16 protein-coding genes are annotated in these 18142 nt (G+C 73.1%); 9 read left to right on the forward strand and 7 right to left on the reverse strand.

The window, feature by feature from the left end; translation table 11 throughout:
- Window positions 1-83: 83 nt before the first annotated feature.
- Complete coding sequence (locus ABT118_RS07310) at window positions 84-4370, forward strand: galactose-binding domain-containing protein (RefSeq protein ID WP_350645600.1); 4287 nt, start codon at window positions 84-86, stop codon at window positions 4368-4370.
- Window positions 4371-4452: 82 nt separating this feature from the next.
- On the opposite strand, the gene ABT118_RS07315 is transcribed toward ABT118_RS07310, so the two are convergent.
- Entirely contained in the window at window positions 4453-4923 is a 471-nt protein-coding gene (locus tag ABT118_RS07315; RefSeq protein ID WP_350645602.1) for a nucleoside 2-deoxyribosyltransferase domain-containing protein, read from the reverse strand.
- 166 nt (window positions 4924-5089) lie between these two features.
- On the opposite strand from ABT118_RS07315, the gene ABT118_RS07320 reads away from it, so the two are divergent.
- The 6 genes from ABT118_RS07320 (at window position 5090) to ABT118_RS07345 (ending at window position 9593) form a co-directional block, all read left to right on the forward strand.
- Window positions 5090-5326, forward strand: a complete 237-nt coding sequence (locus tag ABT118_RS07320; RefSeq protein WP_350645604.1) for a hypothetical protein — start codon at window positions 5090-5092, stop codon at window positions 5324-5326.
- Between the two features lie 79 nt (window positions 5327-5405).
- The gene (locus tag ABT118_RS07325; protein WP_350645606.1) at window positions 5406-5711 is read left to right on the forward strand and encodes a hypothetical protein; all 306 of its coding nucleotides are present in this window, start codon (window positions 5406-5408) and stop codon (window positions 5709-5711) included.
- 85 nt (window positions 5712-5796) lie between these two features.
- Entirely contained in the window at window positions 5797-7179 is a 1383-nt protein-coding gene (locus ABT118_RS07330; RefSeq protein ID WP_350645608.1) for a DUF2079 domain-containing protein, read from the forward strand.
- Between the two features lie 82 nt (window positions 7180-7261).
- Window positions 7262-7693, forward strand: coding sequence for a GntR family transcriptional regulator (locus ABT118_RS07335; protein WP_350645610.1), 432 nt, complete (start codon window positions 7262-7264; stop codon window positions 7691-7693).
- Window positions 7690-8580 carry an ABC transporter ATP-binding protein gene (locus ABT118_RS07340; RefSeq protein WP_350645612.1) on the forward strand — a complete coding sequence of 297 codons (891 nt, stop codon included), beginning with the start codon at window positions 7690-7692 and terminating at the stop codon, window positions 8578-8580. The genes ABT118_RS07335 and ABT118_RS07340 overlap by 4 nt, the downstream gene beginning before the upstream one ends.
- Window positions 8577-9593 (forward strand): ABC-2 membrane transporter-related protein, encoded by a 1017-nt coding sequence (locus tag ABT118_RS07345; protein WP_350645614.1) that lies wholly within the window; start codon window positions 8577-8579, stop codon window positions 9591-9593. Before ABT118_RS07340 ends, ABT118_RS07345 begins: the two co-directional genes overlap by 4 nt.
- Here ABT118_RS07345 and ABT118_RS07350 read toward each other — a convergent pair.
- From ABT118_RS07350 to ABT118_RS07375, 6 genes are all read right to left on the reverse strand, one after another.
- Window positions 9559-10557 (reverse strand): PfkB family carbohydrate kinase, encoded by a 999-nt coding sequence (locus ABT118_RS07350; RefSeq protein ID WP_350645616.1) that lies wholly within the window; start codon window positions 10555-10557, stop codon window positions 9559-9561. The two genes, ABT118_RS07345 and ABT118_RS07350, sit on opposite strands and share 35 nt — an antisense overlap.
- Before the next feature lie 43 nt (window positions 10558-10600).
- Entirely contained in the window at window positions 10601-11314 is a 714-nt protein-coding gene (locus tag ABT118_RS07355) for a CPBP family intramembrane glutamic endopeptidase (protein WP_350645617.1), read from the reverse strand.
- Between the two features lie 7 nt (window positions 11315-11321).
- On the reverse strand, window positions 11322-13844 hold the full coding sequence (locus tag ABT118_RS07360; RefSeq protein WP_350645618.1) for an MMPL family transporter: 2523 nt from the start codon (window positions 13842-13844) through the stop codon (window positions 11322-11324).
- Window positions 13841-14791 (reverse strand): class I SAM-dependent methyltransferase, encoded by a 951-nt coding sequence (locus ABT118_RS07365; protein WP_350645620.1) that lies wholly within the window; start codon window positions 14789-14791, stop codon window positions 13841-13843. Before ABT118_RS07365 ends, ABT118_RS07360 begins: the two co-directional genes overlap by 4 nt.
- 90 nt (window positions 14792-14881) lie before the next feature.
- Entirely contained in the window at window positions 14882-15373 is a 492-nt protein-coding gene (locus tag ABT118_RS07370) for a hypothetical protein (RefSeq protein ID WP_350645621.1), read from the reverse strand.
- Window positions 15370-16608 (reverse strand): aminotransferase class I/II-fold pyridoxal phosphate-dependent enzyme, encoded by a 1239-nt coding sequence (locus tag ABT118_RS07375; RefSeq protein WP_350645622.1) that lies wholly within the window; start codon window positions 16606-16608, stop codon window positions 15370-15372. Before ABT118_RS07375 ends, ABT118_RS07370 begins: the two co-directional genes overlap by 4 nt.
- A gap of 611 nt (window positions 16609-17219) precedes the next feature.
- Here ABT118_RS07375 and ABT118_RS07380 point away from each other — a divergent pair.
- Window positions 17220-17771, forward strand: a complete 552-nt coding sequence (locus tag ABT118_RS07380; RefSeq protein WP_350645624.1) for a TetR/AcrR family transcriptional regulator — start codon at window positions 17220-17222, stop codon at window positions 17769-17771.
- Window positions 17768-18100, forward strand: coding sequence for a DMT family transporter (locus ABT118_RS07385; RefSeq protein WP_350645625.1), 333 nt, complete (start codon window positions 17768-17770; stop codon window positions 18098-18100). Before ABT118_RS07380 ends, ABT118_RS07385 begins: the two co-directional genes overlap by 4 nt.
- Window positions 18101-18142: the final 42 nt, after the last annotated feature.

Consider the following 18142-nt stretch of genomic DNA (forward strand, 5'->3'; position numbering starts at 1 on the left):
CCCCACCCATTCAGAGACAGAGGGACGTCATGAGATCGAAGCGCATACTCCCGCGGCTGACGGCGACGTCGGTCACGGTGGGAATGCTCCTGCTCGCGGGCCCGGTGCTGCCGGTGCACGCCGCGGGCGGGCCCAACCTGGCGGCCGGGAAACCGGTGACCGCGAGCAGCACCAACGGGCAGTACCTGGTCGGCAACGTCAACGACGGCAACCAGGCGAGCTACTGGGAGAGCGGCAACAACGCGCTCCCGCAGTGGGTCCAGGTCGACCTGGGCAGTGCGGCCGCGATCGACCAGGTGGCGTTGAAGCTGCCGACCGGCTGGGGCAACCGGACCGAGACCCTGACCGTGCTCGGCTCCACCGACGGAACGAACTTCGCCACCGTGGTCGGCTCGGCCGCCTACGCCTTCGACCAGGCCGCCGGCAACACCGTCCGGATCAACTTCCCGGCCGCCACCGCCCGTTACGTCCGGATCCAGGTGGCGGCCAACAGCGCCTGGCCGGCCGCCCAGTTCTCCGAGTTCGAGGTGTACGGGACCAGCGCCGCCTCGGCCAACCTGCTGCAGGGCCGCACCCTCACCGCCGGCAGCTCCGGCGGCGGCTACCAGGCGGGCAACGCCGGGGACGGCAACCAGGCGAGCTACTGGGAGAGCGCCAACAGCGCCTTCCCGCAGTGGATCCAGGGCGACCTGGGCTCGACGGTGCAGGTCAACCGGGTGGTGCTCAGGCTGCCGAGCGGCTGGGAGCAGCGCAGCCAGACCGTCAAGGTGCAGGGCTCCACCGACGGCAGCACGTTCACCGACCTGGTGGCCGCCGCCGCGTACAGCTTCGACCCGGCGGCGGGGAACACCGTCACGGTCTCGCTGCCCACCACCGCCACCCGCCACCTCCGGCTGGTGTTCAGCGCCAACTCGGTCTGGCCGGCCGCCCAGCTGTCGGAGTTCGAGGCGTACGGGCCGACCGGCGGGGACACCCAGGCGCCGACCGCCCCGGTGAACCTGACCTACGGTCAGCCGGAGCCCGGGAAGATCAGGCTGAGCTGGGGTGCCGCCACCGACAACGTGAAGGTGACCGGCTACGACGTCTACGCCGACGGCCAGTTGCTGGCCGGTGTGGCCGGGGACGTGCTGACCTGGACCGACACCCGCCCGGCCACCGAGACCGTCACCTACACCGTCCGGGCCAAGGACGCGGCGGGCAACCAGTCCAACCCGAGCGCACCGGTGACCCGGCCCGGCGAGAACCCGGGCGACACCGTCCGGCCGACCGCGCCGGGCAACCTCGGCTACACCGAGCCGGCCGCCGGGCAGATCAGGCTGAGCTGGGACGCGGCCACCGACAACGTCGGCGTCACCGGCTACGACGTCTACGCCGACGGGCAGTTGAAGGCGAGCGTGGCGGGCAACGTCCGCACCTGGACCGACAGCCAGCCCGCCTCGGCGACGGTCACCTACACCGTCCGGGCCAAGGACGCGGCGGGCAACCAGTCCGACCCGAGCGCCGCCGTCACCCGGCCGGGCGACCCCGGCACCCCCGGTACGAACCTCGCCTCGGGCAAGCCGATCGAGGCGTCCGGGCAGGCCTGGACCTTCGCGCCGGCCAACGCCAACGACAACAACCTGGCCACCTACTGGGAGGGCAACGCCGGTGCGCTGCCCAACACCCTGACGGTCAAGCTGGGTTCGAACGCCGACCTGCAGCGGGTGGTGGTGAAGCTCAACCCGGACCAGGCCTGGGGCGCCCGGACGCAGAACATCCAGGTGCTCGGGCGGGAGGACGGCGCCACCGGCTTCAGCACGCTGAAGGCCGCCGCCGACTACCGGTTCGACCCGGCCTCCGGGGCGAACACCGTGACCATCCCGGTCACCTCCCGGGTCGCCGACCTCCAGCTCAGGATCGCCTCCAACACCGGCGCACCGGCGGGCCAGGTGGCCGAGCTCCAGGTCATCGGCACCCCGGCGCCCAACCCCGACCTGACCGTGACCGACGTGTCGTGGACCCCGGCCACGCCGAACGAGGTCACCGCGATCACCCTGCGCGCCACGGTGAAGAACATCGGCACCCTCCCCTCCCCCGCCGACACGGTCGACTTCCTGCTCGGCGGCGCACTGGCCGACAGCGTCGCGGTGCCCGCCCTCGCGGCCGGCGAGTCGGCGACGGTGACGAAGAACATCGGTACCCGCCCGCAGGGCAGCTACCTGCCGAGCGCCCGGGTGGACGCCGACAACTCGGTCCGGGAGCGGAACGAGGACAACAACCTGCTGGCGGCGGCCACTCCACTGACCGTCACCCAGGCGCCGGGTCCTGACCTGGAGGTGCTCGACGTCACCCCGAACCCGGCCAGCCCGGCGGCCGGCGCGGCCACCTCGTTCACGGTCCAGCTGCGCAACCGGGGCATCGACCCGGCCCCCGCCGGAGTCACCCGCCTCACCGTCGGCTCGGCCACACTGAACACCGCCACCCCGGCGGTGGCGGCCGGCCAGACCGTCACCCTCCCGGTCACCGGCACCTGGACCGCCGTGGCCGGCGGCGCGACCGTCACGGTCACCGCCGACGCGACCGGCACCGCGCAGGAGACCAACGAGAACAACAACGTGCTCAGCAAGCCGATCGTGGTCGGCCGGGGCGCCGCCGCTCCCTACACCTCCTACGAGGCCGAGGACGGCAGTTACCAGGGCGAGCTGCTCCAGGCCGACGCCACCCGCACGTTCGGGCACACCAACTTCGCGTCCGAGTCCTCCGGCCGGAAGTCCGTCCGGCTGAACAGCACCGGCCAGTACGTCGAGATCACCTCCACCGTCCCGACCAACTCGATCGTGGTCCGCAACTCGATCCCGGACGCGCCGGGCGGTGGCGGCGCCGACGCGACGCTCAGCCTGTACGCGAACGGCACGTTCGTGCAGAAGCTCAACCTGTCCTCCAAGCACAGCTGGCTCTACGGCACCACCGACCAGCCGGAGGGCCTCACCAACACCCCGCAGGCCGACGCCCGCAGGCTGTTCGACGAGGCGCACGCACTGCTCCCGCAGAGCTACCCGGTGGGCACGAAGTTCCGGCTCCAGCGCGACGCCGGGGACACCGCCGCCTTCTACGCCGTCGACCTGGTCGACCTGGAGCAGGTCGCACCGCCGACCGCCAAGCCCGCCGAGTGCACCTCGATCACCGACTTCGGCGCCGTCCCGAACGACGGGCTGGACGACACCGCCGCGCTCCAGGCCGCCGTGACGGCCGATCAGAACGGCACCATCTCCTGCGTCTGGATACCGGCCGGCCAGTGGCGCCAGGAGAAGAAGATCCTCACCGACGACCCGCTCAACCGCGGCATGTACAACCAGGTCGGCATCCGGGACGTCACCATCCGGGGCGCCGGGATGTGGCACTCCCAGCTCTACTCGCTGATCGAGCCGCAGAACGCCACGGGCTCCATCAACCACCCGCACGAGGGCAACTTCGGCTTCGACATCGACGACAACACCCAGATCTCGGACATCGCCATCTTCGGCTCCGGCCGGATCCGCGGCGCCTCCGACGGCTCCGAGGGCGGCGTCGCGCTGAACGGCCGGTTCGGCAAGAACACGAAGATCAGCAACGTCTGGATCGAGCACTCCAACGTCGGCGTCTGGGTCGGTCGCGACTACGACAACATCCCGGACCTGTGGAACCCGGCCGACGGGCTCCAGTTCACCGGCATGCGGGTCCGCGACACCTACGCCGACGGGATCAACTTCTCCAACGGCACCCGCAACTCCAAGGTGTTCAACTCCACCTTCCGCACCACGGGTGACGACGCGCTGGCCGTCTGGGCCAACAAGTACGTCAAGAACACCTCGGTCGACATCGGCCACGACAACAGCTTCACCAACAACACCATCCAGCTGCCCTGGCGGGCCACCGGCATCGCCGTCTACGGCGGCTACGGCAACAAGATCGAGAACAACCTGGTCTACGACACCGCCAACTACCCGGGCATCATGCTCGCCACCGACCACGATCCGCTGCCCTTCTCCGGGCAGACGCTGATCGCCAACAACGCCATCTACCGCAGCGGCGGGGCGTTCTGGAACGAGGCCCAGGAGTTCGGCGCACTCACCCTGTTCGCCGCCAACCAGGACATCCCGGGGGTCGTGATCCGGGACACCGAGATCCACGACAGCACCTACGACGGGATCCAGTTCAAGACCGGCGGGGGCACCATCCCCGACGTCAAGATCACCAACGTGACGATCGACAAGTCCAACAACGGGGCCGGCGTGCTGGCGATGTCCGGGGCGCGCGGCAGCGCCGTCCTCACCAACGTGCGGGTCACCAACTCCGCCGACGGCGACATCGTCCGCCAGCCGGGCACCAGCTTCACCCTCACCACCGGCTAACCGCCCGGCCCGGGACCGCCCCGACCGGGGCGGTCCCGTCAGGTCTCCGGACCGGCCTGACCGCCCTGCTCCTGACGGGCGGTCAGGCCGGTCGGGCCTCGGCGATCACCTGGGCCACCACCTCCGCCAGGGTCGGGTGCACCACCAGACCGGGGCGGGCGTGCCGGAGCTGCTCATGCACGTCGAGCCGCCGCAGGTAGCCGGGGTCGACGCCGACCGCGAGCGGCCGCCCCTCCCCCAGTGCGACCCCCAGTTCGAACAGCGCGATCGGCTGGACGCTGCCGCTCCCGGGGAACCAGAACAGCGTGAACACGCCCTGCTGGTGCAGGTGGTGGTGCTCCCAGGCGATCTGCGCCGGTGCCCGCTCCGGGTCGTCCACGGCCAGCCCCTCGGGCCGGCGCGGGTTGATCACCACCAGGCCCGCCGCGAGCAGCGCCGCGGCGGCCTCGGCCTGCCAGTCGGCGCAGCCGCTGATGCCGCCCGCCAGGAACACTGCCGCCGGGCCGCCGGGGGCGGGCAGGTAGCTCTGCGGGGCGACGATGTAGGTGGTCATACCGACAGGATCGTCCGTCCGGCGCCCGCGTACACCCGGTTCCGCGAAACCCCGCCGGGCACCGACCCGACTGCCCGGCGTAACCCGTGGCCCGGGGATCGGTTGTCCTGGTACGGAGTGCGGGCACCGGGGCCGCGCGGCGATTGTGCACGGAGGTTCATCGGCAGTGAGCAGCGAGCGTGGTTCCAGGGGCGTTTCGGCCGTCTTCCCGTCCCAGGGGAGCGTCAGCGCCGGTCAGCGGGCGGCCGCCCAGATGCTGGGGCTGCGGGACGTGGTGCTCCCGGCGGCCGTGGTGACGGCGGCGGTCGAGCTGCTCGCCGAGCGGCTCGATGACCCCGACCCAGTGACCCGGGAGGCCACCGCCGTGGTGGTGGCCCGGCTGCGGGCGGCGGTCTCCGCCTGACGGGTCATCGGCCGATCCGGTCGGGGAGACTTCCCCGACCGGCCGTGACCAAGCCGCCCGGGCCGTGGTTGGGGGTGGTGTGACAGACCCCGCGCATACCGGCTCGCTGCCCGCCCCGCGTACCGACTGGACGCTGGTGCACCCGCTGCTGCACGCCCTCGCCGAGGCCGGCATCCCGCTCCGCGCGGGCGACCTGGAGCAGTTGCAGAACGCCGCCGCGATCGGCCCCGACTTCGTCCACGCCCTGGCCCGCTGGATCCGCGAGGCCCACGCCGTCCCGGCCCGGCACACCGAGCCCGCCCTGCCACCGGCCGCGCCGCTCCAGCCGCTCGGCCTCCCGCCCGGCCGGCGCACCGACGACAGCACGGACCGTCAGGCCTGCTGAATCGGCCGGGCCCGGCGGTGGCTTGACGATCACTCACCGGTTCCACCACCCTTTCACTACTCAATTAGTGAAAGGGTACTACTAGGTGCACCCGTCCTCCCTGATCCGCCGTCCCGCCGCGCTCGCCTGGACGCTGGCCGCGGCGTTCGCCGCCGCGTACTCCTGCGTGGCCGTCAACCGGCACCGCCGCGGCCTGACCCAGTCCTACGACCTGGGCATCTTCGAACAGGCCGTCCGCGCGTACGCCCACGGCTCGGCGCCGATCGTCCCGCTCAAGGGGCCCGGCTACCACCTGCTCGGCGACCACTTCCACCCACTGCTGATGCTGCTCGCACCGGCCTACCGGGCCTTCCCCACGCCCGTGACGCTGCTGGTCGCGCAGGCGGTGCTGCTGGCACTGGCCGTGGTGCCGCTCACCCGCTGGGCCCATCGCTCGGCCGGCCCCGGGGCCGCGCTGGTGGTGGGCTGCGGAGTGGGCGCGTCCTGGGGGATCGTCAGCGCGGCCGCCGACGACTTCCACGAAATCGCCTTCGCGGTACCGCTGCTGGCGTTCGCCGCGACCGCCCTCGGACAGCGCAGGCCGCTCGCCGCCGCCCTCTGGTCGCTGCCACTGCTGCTGGTGAAGGAGGACCTCGGGCTGACGGTCGCGGCCTTCGGCGGCCTGATCGCCTGGCAGGCCCGGCGGGACGGGCGGGGCCCCGGGCCCGGCCTCGCCCTGGCCGCCGCCGGGGTCGCCGGCACCCTGCTCACCGTGCTGGTGCTGCTGCCCGCCTTCAACCCGCAGGGCGGCTTCGACTACTGGCACCAGCTCGACGCCGGCGGACCCGACCGCCCGCTCTGGCAGCCCGCCCTCCAGCTCGGCTGGCCACCCGTCAAATGGCTGCTGCTGTCGCTGCTCACCGCCACCGCCGGCTTCCTGGGCCTGCGCTCGCCGCTGGCCCTGCTCTGCCTGCCCACCCTCGGCTGGCGCCTGCTCGCCGACAACCCGCACTACTGGGGCGTGGGGTACCACTACAGCGCCGTCCTGATGCCGCTGCTGTTCGCCGCCCTGACGGACGCCCTGGGCCGGGCCGCCCCGCACCGCGCCCGCCGCGCCCTGGCGGTGAGCGCGCTGGTCGCCGCCGTCACGCTGCCGCTCTACCCGCTGCACGAGGTGGTGATGCCGGAGGGCTGGCGCACCCCGCCCCGGCTGGTCGCGACCCGCTCGATGCTGGAGTGGATACCCGACGGCGCCGAGGTGGCCGCCTCCAACCGGCTGGCCGCCCAGCTGACGCACCGTACGACGGTGAGCCTGGTCTGCCGGGACGACGCGCCGCCGCCGGAGTGGGTGGCCGTCGACCTGACCGACCCGAGCGTCAAGTCCCCGTGCGCGATCACCGACACCGCCCGGATGCTGGTGCGGTACGAACAGCAGGGCTACCGGCGGCTGGTGGACCGCGACGGGCTGGTCCTGCTGCAACGCCCCTGAACACACCCCCACCCCTGACTTGACCACGGCGGTGCAGTGCGCCACCATTCCACTACTTCACTAGTGAAAGGCTGGTTGGCGCTTGATCGAGTACCGCATCGAGCGGCGCAGCGGCGTCTCCACCTACCAGCAGATCGTGCAGCAGACCAAACAGGCCCTGCGGCTCGGCCAGTTGCAGCCCGGGGACAAGCTGCCGACCGCCCGCGAGGTGGTCGAGCTCACCGCGATCAACCCCAACACCGTGCTCAAGGCCTACCGCGAGCTCGAACGCGAGGGGCTGGTGGAGCCCCGGCCGGGGCTCGGCACCTTCGTCCGGCGTTCGCTCGCCCGGCCGGAGGCGGCCGCCGACGGACCGTTGCGGGCGGGGCTGGTGGGGTGGGTGGACGAGGCCCGGGCCGCCGGGCTGGAACGGGAGGACATCGCCGCACTGATGGCCTCCGTACTGGAGCAGCGCTTCGACACCGGGGTCACCCCGGCCGGGGCGACGAACGAGGACAACGGGGGTACCGGATGAACAACCCGACGGACGGTCAGCCGGCCCTGGAGGCGGTCGGCCTGGGCCGGCGCTACCGGGGCGGCTGGGCACTGCGCAACTGCGACTTCAGCCTGCCGGCCGGCCGGATCTGCGGCGTGGTGGGCCCCAACGGCGCGGGCAAGAGCACCCTGCTCGCGCTCGGCGCCCGGCTGCTCGCCCCGACCGAGGGCGAGCTGCGGGTGCTCGGCGAGGCCGGGAACACCCCCGACCTGCGCCGCCGGGTCGGCTTCGTGGCCCAGGACAAGCCGCTCTACCCCCGGCTCACGGTCGCCGAGACGCTGCGGCTGGGCCGCGAGCTGAACCCGGACTGGGACCACCGGACCGCCCAACGGGTGCTGGACCAGGGCCAGTTGGACCCGAAGGCCCGAATAGGTTCGCTCTCCGGCGGCCAGCGCACCCGGGTCGCCCTGGCACTCGCCCTCGGCAAGGGCCCCGAACTCCTGCTGCTGGACGAGCCGATGGCCGATCTCGACCCGCTCGCCCGGCACCAGCTGATGGGCATCCTGATGGCCGAGGCCGCCGAGCGCGGCACCACCATCGTGCTCTCCTCGCACATCCTCACCGAGCTGGAGGGGGTGATCGACCACCTGCTGCTGGTCCAGTCCGGACGGATCCGGCTGGCGGGCGACCTGGAGCAGATCCTGGACGCCCACCGCCTGCTGACCGGCGGCGACGGCAGCCGGCTCGCGCCGCACACCGTGGTGGAGCGCCGCTCCACCGGGCGCACCACCACCGCGCTGGTGCGCACCGACGCCCCGGTGGACGGCTCCTGGGAGAGCAGCCGCCCGACCCTGGAGGACCTGCTGCTGTCCTACCTCCGCTCACCGCAGACCGACACCGCCACGGACCGCGAGGCCGCCGCATGAGCACGACTCTCCACACCGAGCGGCCCGCCCGCCGCACCGCACCGGCCGCCACCCGTCCGGGCCGGATGCGCTGGCTCGCCTGGCGGCAGAGCCGGGCCGGGATCGCAGTGCTCGCGACCGGGCTGCTCGCGCTGGCCGCCACGCTGCTCTTCGTGCACTTCTCGGCCTCGGCCACCGTGGCGACCATGGAGCGGACCGGCTGCCGCACCCCGGGCAGCTGGTCCGAGAACGGGTGCTTCGCGCTGGTCACCCGGGCCGAGCACCTGACCGGGATCTTCTCCCAGTACCTCCAGCCGGTCATCACCCTGCTGCCGGTCCTGATCGGGATGTTCCTCGGCGCTCCGCTGCTGGCCCAGGAGTTCGAGCGCGGCACCCACCGGCTGGTGTGGGCGCAGTCGGTCACTCCGGCCCGCTGGCTGCGGGCCCGGATCGGGCTGCCCGGCCTGGCCGTGCTGCTGGCCACCGGTGTCCTGGCCGTCCTGTCCAGCTGGGTGTGGTGGACCGACGTGGTCCACTCCCCCGTCGCGTTCGACCCGCCGTTCGGGGCGTTCACCTACCCGGCCATCGGTACGGCCCCGGTCGCCTGGTCGCTGTTCGCGTTCGCGCTCGGCCTCGCGGTCGGCCTGGTGCTGCGCCGCACGGTCACCGCCGTGCTGGTGACCGGTGCCCTGGCTGGGATCAGCCTGGCCCTGATGCGGCTGGCCCGCCCCCACCTCTACCCGGTGACCAGCGGCGTCCAGCCGGTCGACCAGATGATCTCCACCTTCGCCCAGCCCACCAACGCCTGGCTGGTGAACAGCGGTCAGGTACTGGCCGACGGCACCCGGGTCCCCGACCTCGACTGCTACGGCGGCGGCGGCGTGGACTGCTCCGGCACGGTGGCCAGGTGGGGCGACTACCACCCGGCCGGGGACCTGGTGCCGATCCAGCTGGTCGAGTCCGGCATCCTGCTGCTGCTCACCATCGCCCTGCTCGCCTTCACCTTCCGGCGGACCGGGCGGGCCGGCGCCTGACCGGCGGACCCGGGTCCGGCTCCACCGGCCCCGGGTACGCCCCGGCCAGCAGGCGGCGGTGCTCCTCCGCCGTGCGGCGGTACCCCTGACTGCCCGTCGACTCCAGGGCGCAGACCGCCAGCAGGCAGCCCGCCCGCGCGGCCGCCTCGTCGTCCAGCCCCTCGGCCAGCCCGGCCAGGAATCCGGCCCGGAACGCACCGCCCGCGCCGCTCGTCCCCCCGGCCCTCGGCCCGGCCGGCACCGCCGGGACCGCCACCGAGGGCCGGTCGGCGTAGTCGATCCAGACCCCGTCCAGGCCGAGGGTGGTCACCCAGCAGCCGACCAGCCGGAGCACCTCCTCGGCCGACCGGCCGGTGTGCTCCAGCAGCTGGGCCCGTTCGCGGCGGTTGGTGACCAGGTGGCCGGCCCCGTCCAGGACCGCCTCGGCGCCGTACCGGGCCACCTCGGCGCTCCGCCCGGCCGGGTCGACCACGAACGGCAGCCCCAGCCGCCGGCAGTCGCCGGCCCGGGCCGCCATCAGCCCGGGCCCGGCCGGGCCGAGGAAGACCAGTTCGCTGCCGTCCGCCCACCCCTCCGGGTCCGCCCCGGCCTCCTCCCCCGACGCACCAGGGTGGAAGGAGGAGATCCGGTTCCGGTCCGCGTCGGTGGTGCTGGTGAACCGCGCGGTGGCGGACCGCTCCGAGACCCGGACCCCTGAGGTGTCCACCCCGGCCCGCTCCAGCCTGGCCCGGTAGGTGCCGAAGTCCCGTCCGGCCGCGCCCAGCAGCACCGGCCGGTGGCCCAGACCCGCCAGGCCGTACGCGACGTCGGCCGCCACCCCGCCCTCGTGCACCCCGAGGTCGTCCACCAGGAACGACAGGGACAGGTGGGCGAGTTGGTCCGGCAGCAGCAGATGCGTGAACTGCCCGGGATAGGTCATCAGCTGGTCGATCACGATCGGTCCGGTGACGGTGATGCGCACCATGGCCCCTCACTTCGAGAATGTGTCGAGAACTCCGGACGGTCCGTCAGAGGAACCACAGCACCCAGCCGAGCATCACTAGATTGGCGGTGCCCTGGGCCACCGCGCAGGCCAGCGCGGAGCCGGTCCAGGCCCGGCAGATCCCCAGCGCCAGGCCCATCACAAAGACCGAGGGCAGCACCCCGCAGATCACCCGGGCGTTCAACGGCTGGAGGCCGTAGTCGCCGAGGTGCACCAGCGCCCAGGCCGCCGAGGTGGTGGCGATCGCCACCACTCCGCCCCGGGCGTGCTCCACCGCGCGGTAGAGCACGCCCCGGTAGCAGACCTCCTCCACCAGCGGCACCAGGACACCCATGCAGAGCACCATCGCCACCGCGCCCAGCACCGGTGCGCCCGGGGCCAACTGCCGGAACAGCTCCGGCACCAGGACGGTCCAGTTGTCCGCACCCCGCCCGAAGGCCGTCCGGGCGGCCGCCATCGTGTCGGCGTACGCCAGCACCACCAGGGCGGTGCCCGCCACGGCCGGCCAGGGCCGGAACCCGCGGACACCCGCCTCCGCCCGGTCCTTCCGGTCCAGCAGCAGCAGTGCCAGCGCGCTCAGCCCGACCGAGAGCACCATCAGCGGCAGGGTGAAGGCCCCGCCGATCCGGACCACGGCCAGCACCCCGTACAGCCGCACGGCGGAGGTCACCGGCACCGCGCGGTGGTGCTCCCGCAGCCGGTGCACCGTCCGCTGACGGGTGCTCAGCGGCGGCGGCATCGCGGGCTCACCCGGCCTTCGCCGGTGTCCGCCGCCGCAGCGAGGGCAGCCACCAGTTGTAGCGCCGGAACAGCAGCAGCGTGGCCGGGACGAACAGCATCCGGATCAGCGTGGCGTCCAGCAGCACGGCCAGGCCGAGGCCGACGCCGTACTCCTGCAGCATCACCGTCGAGGAGAGCGCCATGGTGCCGAGGCTGCCGGCCATCACCAGCCCGGCCGCGTTGATCACCCGGCCGGTGTCCACCACCGCGCCGATGGTGGCCGCCTCCTGGTCGGCACCGCCGCGCACCAGGTCGCGGACCCGGGTGACCAGGAAGATCTCGTAGTCCATGCCGAGGCCCATCATCAGCACGGTCAGGAAGATCGGCAGGTCGTCGATGATCGCCCGGTCGAGCCAGAAGTGGAAGATCAGCACCGTCAGACCGATCGCCCAGACATTGCTCATCATGATGGTGAGGATCAGCCGGACCGGTATCAGCAGCGACCGCAGTGCGATCACCAGCATCACGAAGACACCGACCGAGACCAGGCCGATCATCTGCCAGAAGCTGGAGGTGAGCGCGGCCCCGTACTGCCGGTCCACCTGGGTCGCGCCGCCGACCTCCTGCCGGCCGACGTCGGTCGCCGCCGCGGCCACCGCCTGGAGCCGGTCCACCGTGCGGACGGCGGCCTCCGAGTAGGGCGGGTCGGCGAGTTCCACCACGATCCGCAGGCTGCCGTCGTCGGCCAGGTAGTCGCGGCGAAGCTCGGCGGGCAGCGCCGCGACCTGGTCGGCCGGGAGCGGGGCGCCGAACGGCCTGGTCACCGCGTCCACCCGGGAGACGCCCGGGTCGGCGGCGAGCCGTTCGGTGAGGGCGCCGACCGCCTGCCGCCCCTGGTCGGTCAGCTGCTGTCCGGCCACCACTCCGGCGGCCGGGTGGGCCAGGATCAGCGTGGGCAGCACGGCCGCGCTGCCCCACTCCCGGTTCACCAGCTCGAAGCCGGCCCGCGAGTCGGTGGCCGGGCTGAGCGCCACCGGGTCGGCGGTGGAGCGGTGTTGGGCCGTGAGCACGGCGAACGGGATCGTCACGACGGCGAACACCAGCACGATCGCCACCCGCCGCCGGCGGGCCAGGTCGGCGGCCCGGGCCAGGTGGCGGCCGAGCGCGCTCCCGTGCTCCAGGTCGGCCAGCGGGCTGCGCCCGAGCGCGAAGAACCGGTCCCCGAGCAGCATCAGCAGACTGGGCGTCAGGGTGAGCGCGGCCAGCAGCACGATCGGGATGCCGATCAGACCGCCGTAGCCGAGCGGCGGGATCCAGTCCACCGGGGAGAGCAGGGTGGCGCCGAAGGCCAGCACCACCGCGACCGCCGCGAGCAGCATGCTCTCCCCCGCGTGCGCGGTGGCGTGCACCGCCGCCTCCTTCGGCGATCGGCCGGCCAGGCGCTCCTGCCGGTACCGGGAGGAGAGCAGCATGCTGTAGTCCACCCCGGCACCCAGCATCACGAAGTTCATGATGGTGATGGTGAACTGGGTGAGCGTCACCCCGTGGCCGAGGGCGAACAGCGCCGCCTGCGAGACCGTGGTGGCCAGGCCGATCGCCAGCACCGTCAGCACGGCGGGCACCACGGCGCGGAAGAACAGCAGCAGGACGACCAGGATGATCGCGTAGGCGACCGTCTCCATCAGCGCGTTGTCGTCCTCGGCCTTCTTGTAGGTGTCGTGGATCAGGGCCAGCTCACCGGTGACGTGCGACTCCACCCCGGGGCCCGGGGCGGCCGCCCCGGTGGCGTCCCGGACGGCGGCGCGCAGCCAGTCCACGTCCGGGTCGTGTCCGGCGCCGCCGGTGAAGCTGACCGAGACCAGGGCGGCCCGGCCGTCCTCGGCGACCAGCCGTCCGACCGCCTCCGGCGGCACCGGCAGCGGGAAGTTGCGCCAGTCCGCGCGCCGGGCGAAGTCGGCTGCCAGGGCGGTCAGTTGCCGGTCGTCCGCGGTCAGGGAGGTGCCCGCCAGGGCGGCCAGTCCGGCCGGCACCCGACCGGCCGCCACCGCGGCGTCCAGCGCGGACCGCCGCGCGGCCGGGTCGGCCGGTACGCCCTGCCGGTCCAGTTCGACCCGCAGTCCGCGCAGGAAGTCGGCGGTCAGGTCGCGGTACAGGGTGTAGGCCGAGGAGGACTGGCGGACGTCGCCGGTGCGCACCCGGTCCGCGATCCTGCTGTCCAACTCGGCCAGCAGGGACCGTAGTTCGGCTGACCGGACATCCGGCGCCGCGATCACCACGATGGACTCGCGCTGCGAGCGGTGCGGGAACGACCGCTCGACCAGCTGGTCGGCCCGGGCACTGCTGGTGCCGGGGACGAGCTTGGACGCACCCTGCTTGGTCAGCACGTCGTTGAGCTGGGAGGCGAACGGGAAGCAGACCGCGATGAGCAGGACCCAGACCGCCAGCACGGTCTTCGGGCGGGCGGTGAGCAGCCGGGCCGTCCGCAGCAGCCGGGGCTGCGCCGCGCCGTGGGCGGCGTCCGGCGGGGACGGGGCGATGGTGCCGGTCATGCGCTGCCGACCTCCTTGCGGTGCGCGTCGGCCGAGCCGCCACCGACCGGGCTGCCGTCTGCCGGGCCGCCGGGGCTGCGGCCGGTGACCACCACGAAGGTGTGCCGCAGCTCCAGCGGGCCGTGCTGGGCGACCTGTCGGGCCAGCCCGTCCCGGATCAGGTCCAGTGCGTACTGCTCCCGGCTCTGGTCGACGGCGTCCTTGAAGCCGGCTGCGGCGCCGGAGCGCTGGACCCACTCCAGCGCCGCCTCGGGGGTCTCGGCGGGCAGCAGCTGGTGCCCGTCCCGCTGGACGTCGACGGTCAGCCCGGCCTTGCCGAACCAGCGGGCCACGGTGGCGGCGTCCTTCGGCAGGCTGACCCGGATCAGGCCGGTCAGCAGCGAGGGGTCGGCGGCGAACACCTTCTCCAGCTGGGTGATCAGGGTCTTCAGGGCATCGCCCCTGGTCTCGATCACCACCACCCGGCCGCCCGGCCTGAGCACCCGCCTGACCTGCTCCAGCAGCCGGGCCGGCTTGCTGTAGCAGATCGCCCAGCCGATCACCACGAGGTCCGCGCTGCCGGTCGGCCGGGCCAGCAGGAACTCCTCCATGTCCCCTTCCTCCAGCGAGAGTTCGATCCCCGGCGAGAGCTCCACCTCCGGTTCGACCTTGGCCCGGGCGACGGCCAGCATGCCGGGGGACTTGTCGACCGCCCGGACCGAGCCCCGGCCGCCCAGGCGCCGGACGATCTCCTGGGTCAGGTGGCCGGTCCCGCAGGCGAGTTCGAGCACATCGTCGCCGGGTCGGATCAGCACCTCGTCCAGCGCGGCGAGCGAGTGGACACCCATCACCGGGCTGAAGTAGGTGTCATAGCTTGGGCTCGCGGCGTCGTAGTCGGCGGTGGGGTCCGCGTGCGTGCGGCTGATGGTCAGACGCAGGGCGCGGGCGGCGAGTCCGATGCGACTCATGGCTGGCTCCTTGGCTCAGGTCGGGGCGATGGCACGGAAATGGCGTGACAGCGAAATGGCATGACGGAGAGTAGGGACGGGTGGTGCGGATCAGGGTCGGGCGTCGGTGAGGTCGGTCGCGCAGGCGGCCGCCGCAAGCAGCAGCAGCCCGTACGTGCTGGCCACCGTCCCGGCGGCGGCGGTCGCCACCGCGGGCGCCGCGGCTCCCGCCACCGCACCGACCACCGCGCCGCCGAGGACGGCCCAGCGGGCCGGCCGGGCACCCGCGGCCGCCCCGCTGAGCACCGCCAGGGTGGTGGCGGCGCCCGCGAGCAGCGGACTGTCCAGGGTGGTTGCGGCGGGGACGGCCCCGCCGAGCAGCAGCAGCCCGGCCGTACCGACCCGGGGGTCGGTACGGCCGACCACGCCGACCAGCAGCAGGCCGAGCGCGAGCACCAGGCCGAGCAGCGCCGCCGCGCACCAGAGCCAGTCCGGTGCGCCGGGCCGGGACGGCGTGGCCCCGGCGCCGAGCACCGCACCCGCGCAGGCGGCCGCGACCAGCGGGCCCGGCCACCGGCCGGCCGGCGGTGGAATGACGGTCACGGCCGGGTCCGGGCCGCGGCCGCCAGTTCGGCCAGCCCGGCGGCCTCGCCCGGGTCGGTGTCCTGGCCCGGGCCGTCGGGCTCGTCCGGGCCGAGGAACATGTCGGTCTCGGCCGCCAGCGCCTCCAGCACCCGGTCCAGGTGGTCGGTGGTGTGGGTGGCCATGAAGCTGAGCCGCAGCCGGGGCGAGGCGGCGGGCGGCAGCACCGGGTTGGTGTAGACGCCCCGGTCGACCAGCCGGCGCCAGAGCAGCAGCGTCTCCACCACTCCCCTGGTGCGCAGCGGGACGACCGGCGTGCTGCTGGCACCGGAGCTGACGCCCAGTCGGGCCAGACCGCGCCGGACGTAGGCGGCGTTCTCCTGCGCCTTCTCCGCCCGCCAGGGTTCGGCCCGCAGGATCCGCAGTGCCGCCAGCGCGGCCGCGGCACTGGCCGGGGTGGCGGAGGCGCTGAAGATCAGGCTGCGGGCATGGTGCTTGAGGTAGTGGATCACCTCCTCGCTGCCGACCACGGCGCCGCCGAGCGAGGCGAGCGACTTGCTGAAGGTCACGGTGATCAGGTCGACCTGGTCGACCAGGCCGAAGTGCGCGGCGGTTCCGCGCCCGCCGTCGAGGACGCCCAGGCCGTGCGCGTCGTCCACCACGATCCGGGCGCCGTGCCGCCGGCTGGCCGAGACCAGCTCCGGCAGGACGCAGAGGTCGCCCTCCATCGAGTACACGCCGTCCACCACCACCAGCCGGCCGCTGCCCTCGGGGGCGTCGGCCAGCCGCCGGTCCAGCGCGGCGGCGTCGTTGTGCGGGAACCGGCGGAGCTTGGCGCCGCTCAGCACGGTGCCGTCCACGATCGAGGCGTGCGCGTCGCGGTCCGCGAACACCAGGTCGCCCCGGCCGGCCAGGGCGCTGATCACGCCGAGGTTGGCCTGGTACCCGGTGGAGAAGACGGCCGCGGCCGGCTTGCCGTAGAAGTCGGCGAGCTCCTCCTCCAGCAGGTCGTGCAGGGCGAGGTTCCCGTTCAGGAAGCGGGAGCCGGTGCAGGAGGTGCCGTAGAGGTCGAGCGCCTCGGCCGCGGCCTTCTTCACCCGGGGGTCGGCGGTCAGCCCCAGGTAGTTGTTGGAACCGCACATCACCAGCTCCTGGTCACCGAGCGTCACCGTGGTGCCCTCGTGGCCGGTCAGCGGCAGGAAGTACGGGTAGAGCCCGGCCGCCATGGCGTCGCGGGCGGCTCTGTAGCTCGTCACCTTGGAGAAAATGTCCACCAGAGATCCCTTGGATTCAATGAGCGGAAATTCGACGCGTCGGCCCGGTATATTTTCCGCATGCCGGAGGAATGCCCGTCCGGGTCACCCGTGGGCAGGCATGGGCAGGCATGGCGAAATTGGCCGACGGCCGATCGGGGTCCCTCGGGGCGGTGGCCTGCGCGGCGCTGCGCAACCGGCCCGGAAGGACGGCAGGGCGCGGCCGACCGGCCGGGACAGTCCCGGCAGCCCTTGGTGGCCCTGCGGTGAAGCGGTGCTGGCGGTGGCTCAGTACTGGCTGAAAAGCGGTACCGGCCCGCGCGGACATCGCGTGATCCGCATGTCTTGCATGATCCCCCGTTGATGACGACAGCGTTCCCCCGACGGCCGACGGAAATGTCGGACGCCGCTTTCGATCATCGTGCAATGAATCTTCAGGTGGACCGACCCGGCGGTTCGTTCATTCACTCCGGGCGGAACCGAGAAAACGTAAGCATGTCCCATTCGAAACTGTCAACCCAAGCCTTTCCAATCCCTCCGGCACCGGGGGGCCGCTCTGCTAGAGTGGGACCGACCGTCTGGACGGTCCGCAACTGCACGAAAGGGAACCACCGGTGCGTGATCAACTGCTCGATGCCGTCGAACGACTCCTGGTGAAGGACGGAGTGGACGCGGTGCGCCTGGATGCCGTGGCGGCGGAGGCCGGTGTCAGCAAGGGCGGGCTGCTGCACCACTTCCCGAACAAGCGTGCGCTGGTCCAGGGCGTGGTCGAGCGGCTGGCCGACCGGTTCGAGTCGGTCCTGCCGGGCCCGGACGCACCGGCCGGCGCCTACTCCCTGGCCTGGCTGGAGGCGAGCATCCCGCCCGAGTCCCCGACCGGCGACGTCAGCGGCGCCGACCAGGTACCGGTGTCCCTGCTCGCGGCGGCGGGCGGCCCCGAGGTGCTCGACGTCCTGCGCGAGCGCTACCTCGGCTGGCAGCGGCGGCTGACCGAGGACGGCATCGACCCGGCGGTCGCGACGCTGGTCCGGATGGCCGTCGACGGCTGGTGGTCGGCCCGGCTGATGGACCTGAGCCCGCCGCACGACGGGCTGCACCGGGGGCTGCGTAAACTTCTGGTGAATCTGATCCGGGACAACGTCCCGGACAACGGGGGGGAAATATGACGGCCTATCTACTGGTCGGCGCCGCCATCGGCGCCGAGGTGACCGCCACGCTGGCCCTGCGGGCCTCGCACGGACTGACCCGGCTGACGCCCAGTCTGATCGTGGCCGTCGGCTACGTGGCGGCCTTCGTCCTGCTGGCCCAGGCGCTCAAGTCGCTCAACGTCGGCCCGGTGTACGCGATCTGGTCCGGCCTCGGCACCGTGGGCGCCCTGATCGGCGGGGTGGTCGCCTTCAACGAGCCGGTCAAGCCCGCCACCGCCGCGGGGGCGGCCCTGGTGGTGCTGGGGGTCGCGGTGATGTACCTGGGCGGCGGCATGAACCACGAATGACGGCAGGCCGGTCCGGCCCGGTCCCGACGGAGGGGGTAACCC

It is taken from the genome of Kitasatospora sp. NPDC002040 (genome assembly GCF_040296785.1).
In the GTDB taxonomy this organism is placed as follows: Bacteria; Actinomycetota; Actinomycetes; order Streptomycetales; family Streptomycetaceae; genus Kitasatospora.

What these genes read in the sequence shown, in the direction of transcription:
- ABT118_RS07365 (WP_350645620.1), bottom strand. Translation starts at nt 14,791, where the DNA reads ATGAGTCGCATCGGACTCGCCGCCCGCGCCCTGCGTCTGACCATCAGC.
- ABT118_RS07355 (WP_350645617.1), bottom strand. Translation starts at nt 11,314, where the DNA reads ATGCCGCCGCCGCTGAGCACCCGTCAGCGGACGGTGCACCGGCTGCGG.
- ABT118_RS07360 (WP_350645618.1), bottom strand. Translation starts at nt 13,844, where the DNA reads ATGACCGGCACCATCGCCCCGTCCCCGCCGGACGCCGCCCACGGCGCG.
- ABT118_RS07340 (WP_350645612.1), top strand. Translation starts at nt 7,690, where the DNA reads ATGAACAACCCGACGGACGGTCAGCCGGCCCTGGAGGCGGTCGGCCTG.
- ABT118_RS07315 (WP_350645602.1), bottom strand. Translation starts at nt 4,923, where the DNA reads ATGACCACCTACATCGTCGCCCCGCAGAGCTACCTGCCCGCCCCCGGC.
- ABT118_RS07345 (WP_350645614.1), top strand. Translation starts at nt 8,577, where the DNA reads ATGAGCACGACTCTCCACACCGAGCGGCCCGCCCGCCGCACCGCACCG.
- ABT118_RS07350 (WP_350645616.1), bottom strand. Translation starts at nt 10,557, where the DNA reads ATGGTGCGCATCACCGTCACCGGACCGATCGTGATCGACCAGCTGATG.
- ABT118_RS07310 (WP_350645600.1), top strand. Translation starts at nt 84, where the DNA reads ATGCTCCTGCTCGCGGGCCCGGTGCTGCCGGTGCACGCCGCGGGCGGG.
- ABT118_RS07385 (WP_350645625.1), top strand. Translation starts at nt 17,768, where the DNA reads ATGACGGCCTATCTACTGGTCGGCGCCGCCATCGGCGCCGAGGTGACC.